7 protein-coding genes and 2 pseudogenes are annotated in these 7,565 nt (G+C 67.7%); all 9 read left to right on the top strand.

The genetic code is table 11. The features are described 5' to 3' along the window. Positions 1–1,033: FlgK family flagellar hook-associated protein (locus QN357_RS16345; protein WP_323505211.1), on the top strand; the 1,033-nt coding region annotated here is incomplete at its 5' end. A 2-nt stretch (positions 1,034–1,035) separates the two neighbouring features. Then, the gene (gene flgL, locus QN357_RS16350) at positions 1,036–1,989 is read left to right on the top strand and encodes a flagellar hook-associated protein FlgL (protein WP_134561253.1); all 954 of its coding nucleotides are present in this window, start codon (positions 1,036–1,038) and stop codon (positions 1,987–1,989) included. Then, positions 1,986–2,372: a flagellar assembly protein FliW gene (locus tag QN357_RS16355; protein WP_134448940.1), complete on the top strand. Its 387-nt coding sequence runs from the start codon at positions 1,986–1,988 to the stop codon at positions 2,370–2,372. The genes flgL and QN357_RS16355 overlap by 4 nt, the downstream gene beginning before the upstream one ends. Positions 2,373–2,552: 180 nt before the next feature. Further along, positions 2,553–2,720 carry a hypothetical protein gene (locus tag QN357_RS16360; RefSeq protein ID WP_166787363.1) on the top strand — a complete coding sequence of 56 codons (168 nt, stop codon included), beginning with the start codon at positions 2,553–2,555 and terminating at the stop codon, positions 2,718–2,720. Next, positions 2,717–3,400, top strand: a complete 684-nt coding sequence (locus QN357_RS16365; protein ID WP_134448939.1) for a cytochrome b N-terminal domain-containing protein — start codon at positions 2,717–2,719, stop codon at positions 3,398–3,400. Before QN357_RS16360 ends, QN357_RS16365 begins: the two co-directional genes overlap by 4 nt. Next, positions 3,397–4,362: a hypothetical protein gene (locus QN357_RS16370; RefSeq protein WP_322135990.1), complete on the top strand. Its 966-nt coding sequence runs from the start codon at positions 3,397–3,399 to the stop codon at positions 4,360–4,362. The genes QN357_RS16365 and QN357_RS16370 overlap by 4 nt, the downstream gene beginning before the upstream one ends. A gap of 94 nt (positions 4,363–4,456) precedes the next feature. Further along, positions 4,457–5,426: pseudogene (locus QN357_RS16375) on the top strand (acetylxylan esterase). Positions 5,427–6,333: 907 nt separating this feature from the next. Continuing rightward, complete coding sequence (locus tag QN357_RS16380; protein WP_322135991.1) at positions 6,334–6,879, top strand: hypothetical protein; 546 nt, start codon at positions 6,334–6,336, stop codon at positions 6,877–6,879. Between the two features lie 341 nt (positions 6,880–7,220). Next, positions 7,221–7,565 (top strand): annotated as a pseudogene (locus QN357_RS16385) (hypothetical protein); the annotation flags it as partial.

Raw genomic sequence — 7,565 nt, forward strand, 5'->3', positions numbered from 1 at the left:
TTCGAGCGTCACTTCGATGGTCTCCGAGGTGAATGCCGCGGCCACGCAGGTCGCCGGACTCAACTCCCAGATCCGGATGACGGTCGCGGCGGGCGGCTCCGCCAACGAACTCCTCGACAAGCGCAGCGCGCTCACCACGACCATCGCCGCCCTCACCGGCGGCGTCGTCTCCGAACAGACCGACGGCACGGTCAGCATCTTCGTCGGCGGGAACGCCCTTGTCAGCGGCGATCAGGCCCAGAGCCTGACGGCCGTCGGAGCCACCTCGATGACGGGAACCGGAGCCAATACCGGAACGGCCGGCACCGTGCAGGTCGTCTGGACCAGGGATCTCGGCAAGACCCCGCCGACGGCCGTCTCGGTCGACGGCGGCGAACTCGCCGGAGCGCTCTCGCTGCTCGGCCCGGCGACCATCGACGCGAACGGCCAGGGAACCGGATCGACCCTCGCCGACGTCGCGGCCACCTACAACGCCTTCGCGACGTCACTCGCCACGAGCGTCAACGCCGTCTTCAACCCCACGTCGACTCCCGGCGGGAATTTCTTCACAGTCTCGACCACCGGGGCAGCTGCCCTCGGCCTGAGCGTCCTGCCGAAGACGGCAACCGACCTCTCGGCGGCGCTGACCGCAGCCGGGGCCGCGGTAACCGCCGCTGCAGCCGCAACCGGATCCACCACCGTGACCTCGGCCGGCACGATCGCCGACGCCGTCTCGCAGTTGGGCGCGGGCAAGGCCACCGCCATCGACCCCGCGACGAACCTCCCCTTCACCTCACCGAGCGCGGACTGGTCCAATGTCGTGACCCGCCTCGCGGTGACCACGAAGTCCGAGCTCCAGGGCGCGTCCCTGGCCGACATCACGTCGACCGCAGCGGTCAAGGCCCAGCTGTCCAACGCATCCGTCGACCTCGACGAAGAGAACGTGAGCCTTCTGATGTTCCAGCACGCGTACCAGGGCGCCGCCCGCGTCATGACCGCCGTCGACGAGATGCTCGACGTGCTCATCAACAAGACCGGATTGGTGGGCCGCTGATAATGATCTCCCGTGTCACCACCCAGACCCAGATTCGCGCCGCACAGACCAGCCTGCAGAGCAACCTCGCGAGGCTCACCCAACTGCAGGAGCAGGCCTCCTCGCTCACGACGCTGAAGAACCCCTCAGACGACCCGGCGCGCGCCGCGGATTCGCTCGCGGTGCGCGCCCAGCAGACCGCGGTCGCCCAGTACACCCGCAACGTCGACAATGGCACCGGCTGGCTGACGACAGCGGATGCCGCGCTCTCCGCCACCACGAACATCATGAACCAGGTGCGCGACCTGACCGTGCAGGGCGGCAACGGCTCGCTCTCGCAGACCGCGAAGAGCGCCCTCGCCACGCAGCTGCAGGGGCTCAAGCAGGACCTGCTCACCCAGGCGAACACCCAGTACCTCGGTCGCAGCGTCTTCGCCGGAACCTCGGACGAGGCCGTGGCCTTCAAGACGACCGCGGCGATCCCGGCGAACGGGGCGACCCCGGCGATTCCGGCGACGGTGACCTACACGGGCACCTCTGGTTCGACCGTCGAGCGCCGCGTCGCCGCGGACTCGACCGTCCGCGTCGATTCCAACGGATCGAAGATCTACGGGCCCGACACGAATTCGGTATTCACTCTCATCGACAACATCAGCTACGCCCTCGACCCCACGACCGGAACCGCCGGGGCGACCCCGACGGCGACCGCGAGCGACTACCTCGCGACCGTCGACACCCGACTGACCACGGTCATCGCCGCGCAGTCGGACAACGGCGTACGACAGGCGCAGATCGAGAGCGCCGGCGCCGGCCTCGTCACCAAGGCCGGAACGCTCGAGGCCCAACGATCCGGGATCGAAGACGTGGACCTCGCCCAGGCCGCCCTTGATCTCAAACTCCAGGAGGTCAGCTACCAGGCTGCACTCTCCGTGACCGCGAAGGTATTGCAGCACACCCTGATGGACTTCCTCCAGTGAGCGCCTCCCTGACATTCGTCTCCCCACCGCCCGGCCTCGCGCCGCTGACCGAGTTCGATCTCACCGAGATCGCCGGAGCCGACGGCCTGTACACGTTGCAGTCCGCCGAGGACCGGCATACCCGGCTCTTCGTGCTCGACGCCTCGATCTATCTGCCGGACTACTCCCCCGTCATCACCGACGAGCACGCCAGCTCCCTCGACCTTGCCGGCGCCGATGAGGCTCTCGTGCTCGTCGTGACCAACCCGCGCGAAGGCGGGACGACCGTCAACCTGATGGCGCCGATCGTCGTGAACTCGACGACCGGCCGCTGCGCCCAGATCATCCTCGAGGGACAGGACTGGTCCCTCCGCGCCGAGCTCGGCGCCGCGTCGGCGGCCTGAGCACACAGTACGGGCGTGCGCGCTCCGTCCTCAGGTGCGCGTTCCTGAACGGAGTCTCAGGGCATTTCCGCGACCAATGATGAGCGATTCCGGCCGAACGGGAATAGCGTGAGGTCCATCGGGGCATAGCCGCTCGGATTCACCCAACGGCTGGCCGATATCCCGAGCAATGGAGCCGTAATGCATCCGCTCATCAGCTATTTTGCAGCCCAGGACAGTCCGGGCATCTATCTCGGCTTTGGTGCCTTCCAGATCCAGCTCGGCAACCTCATCGTGATCCTCGTGATGATCCTGCTGTTCGTGCTGGCCCTCTTCCTGCCGTTCCCGAGCGGGAAGAAACGGCCATGAGCATCCGTGAGGAACGGAAGACCGAACCGGTCGAGGAGTACTACACCTGGACAGGGAAGGCCAGGGGCTGGCTGCTGAAGCACCTGCCCGCCGACAAGCTACTGCCGCAGGACCAACCGAGCTACGTCGCATCCTGGATCTACGTCTTCGGAATGGGCGCGATCGTCTCGCTCGTCTTCATCGTGGTCTCCGGCGTCGTGCTGAGCCTGAACGGCCCGGCCTGGTACCACGTCTCCGACTTCGGACACTTCGTGAACAGCGTGCACCTCTGGAGCGTCGAGCTCTTCTTCATGACGATGGTCGTGCATCTCTGGGGCAAGTACTGGATGGCCGCCTGGCGCGGTGGGCGCACCCTCACCTGGATCACCGGGATGGGCGCCTTCCTCGTCTCGATCGTCGCGGCGTTCACCGGATACCTGCTGCAGACCAACTTCGACTCCCAGTGGATCGCCTTCGAGGGCAAGGATGCGCTCAACGCCTCCGGCATCGGCGCGTGGTTCAACGTGGCCAACCTCGGCCAGATCTTCGGGTTCCACATCGTATTGCTTCCCCTCGCCGTCGGAGCCGTCGTCGCGCTGCACGTGATCCTGGTGCGGATGCACGGGGTCGTCCCCCCGATCGACGCGGCGGAAACCGACGCCCAGCTGAGCGGCACGGACCGGACGGAGGCGACCCGATGAGCGCCTCGACGATGTCCCGTTCCGACCGGGATGGCCTCGCCCGCCGCCCGTGGCGCGGAACCGTGCGCGAGTACGACCTCTTCAAGGAACTCACGGTCGCCCTCGTCGTCGTCGGGCTCGTGATCGTCGGTCTCTCGGCGATCGTCGGCTCGCCCGACGAACCGAGCGTGACCCTCAAGTCCTGGGCCCAGGCCCAGCCCGCCGACTTCGTGGCCACCGCGACCGCCGAGCTCGGCGGCACGAGCGAGACCGCCGGTTACGGCCCGCCGTACAACACCACCGCCGACGCGACCCAGACCATCGGGGCATTCGACCTGCAGAGCTTCTCCGGCGTGCAGCTGCCGATCGATACGGCCCAGGACCTCGTGATCACCCCGCTGACGACCCTCAACGCTCCGCCGAGCGCCGCTCTCGACGCGTGGAACGCCGGGAGTGACACCGAGAAGGCCGACTGGACCGCCGCATACACGGATGCCCTCACGAACGCCCCCGATGGCGACCCGGCCCAGGTCGCCACCGGCGACTACGGCCCGGTGCCGGTCCTGACGGATGCGCTCCTCACAATGGCAAGCCAGGGCGCCCTCGACGGCGTGCTGAACGCCCAGGAGTCGTTCTACAACTCCGACTACACCCGCACGATCCTGTTCCTCGGCGACGGAGCCTACTTCGGTGACCTCGCGACCGCGGCGCATCTCACCGGCGACCAGTGGGGCATGATGAACGAGACCGGGAACACCCCCGGTCAGTCGTGGCTGTGGCTGTTCTCCTTCTGGTACCAGATCGAGCCGTTCGCCTCCGCCCCCAACGCCGACCTGCTCGTCGTGCTCCTGATGCTCGTGCTGAGTGTGCTGCTGACGCTCGTGCCCTTCATCCCTGGCCTGCGGGACATCCCGCGGTGGATTCCGATCCACCGCCTGATCTGGCGGGATTATTACAAGAAGCGGGCAGCGGGCCGGAGTTGAGCGGAGTGCGCCAACACTAGGCTGGGGACGAGATCGATCGTCGCCGAGGTGTCTGCGCGGCCGGTCGCATCCGTGCCTCACCGAAAGGCTCTCTGTGTCCCGCTACGACCTCAGCCTGCCCGAGCTCCGCGACTACCGGCCGGTCGTCGCTGAGCCGGACGACTTCGACGAATTCTGGGAGGACACCCTCGCGGACGCCCGCCGTTTTCCCGACGAACCGCACTTGACCCGGGTCGACTCCCCGCTCAGCCAGGTCGAGGTCTACGACATGACCTTCAACGGTTTCGCGGGACAGCCCGTGCGCGCCTGGTTCCTGGTGCCGGCGGGCACGACCGGCCCGCTGCCGGCCGTCGTCGAGTACAACGGCTACGGCGGAGGCCGCGGACTCCCGCACGAGAACCTCGCGTGGGTGACGGCCGGCTATGCCTACCTGTTCATGGACACGCGGGGCCAGGGCAGCGTCTGGGGCTCCGGCGGCGAGACACCCGACCCGAACGGCACCGGGCCGTCCGCCCCCGGGTTCGTGACCCGCGGGATCGAGCGGCCGCACGACTACTACTACCGCCGGGTCTTCACGGATGCCGCGCGCGCGATCGACGCCGTGCGCACGATCGACCGGGTCGACCCGACCCGCGTTGCGGTGTGCGGCGGCAGCCAGGGCGGCGGCATCGCGCTCGCGGCCGCTGGCCTCAGCGAGGGGCTCATCGGGGTCATGCCCGAGGTGCCGTTCCTCTGCCACTTCGAGCGGGCCGTCGAGATCACCGACGGGGACCCGTACCAGGAGATCGTGCGGTACCTCTCGGTGCACCGCGACCTCGTCGAGCAAACCTTCACGACTCTTTCCTACTTCGACGGCGTGAACTTCGCCAAGCGCGCGACCGCTCCCGCCCTCTTCTCCGTCGCCCTGATGGACCCGGTCTGCCCGCCGTCGACGGTCTTCGCCGCCCTCAACCACTACGCGGGCGAGGCGGACATCGAAGGTCTACCCGTTCAACCAGCACGAGGGCGGATCCGGGCACCACTGGCTGCGGCAGGCCGCCTGGCTCGAGGAGCGCATCCTCTAAGCACGCGTCTGCTTGCCCTGTGGATAACTCGAGCGGGATGTCCCCAAGTGTTCTAACGTGACCGCATGCGGATCCGCGCGAGGTACCGACTGGCGACGACGACCCTGTGCGCCGCCGTGTCCGTAGCCGGTCTGATCGCCCTGTCCGGGTGCGCGTCGTCGCCGGCGCCGTTCGCGAGCCCGTCCGCGTCTCCGACAGCGGATGCAGCCGCTTTCGCCTCAGAGGCCGACGCCCTTGAGGCCGCGCGAACCGCCTACGCCGCATATCTGGCGCTGTCGACAACGGTCGGTCACGAGGGTGGGAAGTCGCCTGAGCGTATGGCTGCTGTCCTAACCGGCGAAGCGCTCTCGGCCGAGATTAAGTCGCTTCAAGACCTGGCGGCTCGGGGTGAGCACGGAGTTGGCGAATTTCAGTTCGATTCGCTGACCCTCCAATCAGCAGACCTGCATTCAGGCAGTGTCGTTGCGTACTTGTGCCTGGACAATTCTGGGGCTGACGTTGTCGACGCGCTGGGAACAAGCACGGTCCCATCGAGAGTTGCCGAGCGCTACCCCCTCGAAATCACATTCGCTACGGACTCCCCGCAACATCATCTAATCGTCCAGAAATCGGAATCATGGCGTGGCTCGAATTTCTGCTGATACCACTCCTATCCTCCGGTCTGGCAACCGGATTGAGCTTCAGCGCGACTGACCAATCACTTTGTTCGACTTGGGAGAGTTTCAACGGCACTTGTGAGCCCCCACCACCGGTCACTGGGGTCGTGAACGGCCGGGGCGTGGACTTGTCGACGGGGTTCGACTCGGGGTCGGGACCCGGCGGCGCTGCTTCGGGAACGGCTGGCGGCACGGGTAGTGCAAGCGGGACGGGTGGCGCGGGCGCTCCGGGCTCGACCCCGACACCGACTGTGGGGCTGCCATTCGTGCGGGACGGGTTCGCCGTCAACTGCCCGCTCTGCGACCCGAATCTCGTGGTCCGCATCAGTGATCTCGTCAATTTCCCGGCGGCAGCACCCGGCCAGGGCATGGAGCCCAACGGCTGGGCGATCACCGGGCTCCCGGCGAATTTCCTGGCCCAGGCATCCGTGCATGTGCGCACGGGCCTGTTGCTCGGGTTCGCCGCCGAGGTGCGTTTCACGCCGACACGGTTCCACTGGGACCTCGGCGACGGCGCGGCCATCGCCTCCGCGACGGGTGGCGCGAGCTGGGCCGCCCTCGGCGTGCCGGAGTTCTCGAACACCGCAACCAGCCACGTCTTCAGGTCAACGGGCCGGCACACCGTGGTGCTGTCGGTCGTGTACTCGGCTGAGTACCGCGCCGGCGGTCAGCCGTGGCGTCCGGTGCAGGGCACGCTCACGATCGCGGCGCCCCCGATCGCGGTCGTCGTCAGCACGGCCTCGACGGTCCTCGTCGGCCAGGACTGCACGGCCAACCCGTCCGGCCCCGGCTGCTGACAGCGAACTACTTGCGGCGCGCGAGCCGGATGGCGATGACGATGATGGCCACAGCGATAGCCGCCATCACCACGAAGCCGCCAACCAGAATCAACACGTGCCAGACCGTCAGGTTGTTCAACATTTCTCCCCCCAGAGGCCGGCTGTTGGACCGGCGATACCAGAAGGCTAGCCGACCCCGGAGTCGCGCGCACGCCCGTCTGCGAGGTCCGGCTCCGGGACTGGCCGTGCGGGGACTGCCCTCCGGGCACGGCAACACGGAATGATAGGGACTGTGCACCGACACCCTCGCTGGTCGCACCGCAGTTTCGATTCGCCCCCACGACCAAGGACGCCCCGCGATGACCGACGTATCCCGCTCCCTCACCATTGATGCCGGCCAGACCGGCATCCGCGCCCTGCTCCGCTCGGCCGACGGACGCCACGACACGTTCGACTTCGCCGGCATTCGCACCGACCGGGCGCTGATGCCCCAGCTCGCCGATGTCGTCAAGGCCGTCGCCGCGACCGAAAGCGGGCTCTCCGACGACCTTGGCATTCGTACCCTGAGCGCCGGCATCTCCGGTTTCACGCAGTCCGACGCCGACGCCGCCGAACTCCGCCACCTTACCCACGGGCTCGGCGTGCAGGACGTCTTCCTCGCCCACGACTCGGTGACCTCGTACCTGGGCGCCCTCGGCGACACC

This window comes from Cryobacterium sp. RTC2.1, assembly GCF_035018685.1.
In the GTDB taxonomy this organism is placed as follows: domain Bacteria; phylum Actinomycetota; class Actinomycetes; order Actinomycetales; family Microbacteriaceae; genus Cryobacterium; species Cryobacterium glucosi.

Bases quoted from the DNA above. Each gene is read 5' to 3' on its own strand.
- flgL (WP_134561253.1), top strand. From the start codon at position 1,036: ATGATCTCCCGTGTCACCACCCAGACCCAGATTCGCGCCGCACAGACC.
- QN357_RS16360 (WP_166787363.1), top strand. From the start codon at position 2,553: ATGCATCCGCTCATCAGCTATTTTGCAGCCCAGGACAGTCCGGGCATC.
- QN357_RS16365 (WP_134448939.1), top strand. From the start codon at position 2,717: ATGAGCATCCGTGAGGAACGGAAGACCGAACCGGTCGAGGAGTACTAC.
- QN357_RS16370 (WP_322135990.1), top strand. From the start codon at position 3,397: ATGAGCGCCTCGACGATGTCCCGTTCCGACCGGGATGGCCTCGCCCGC.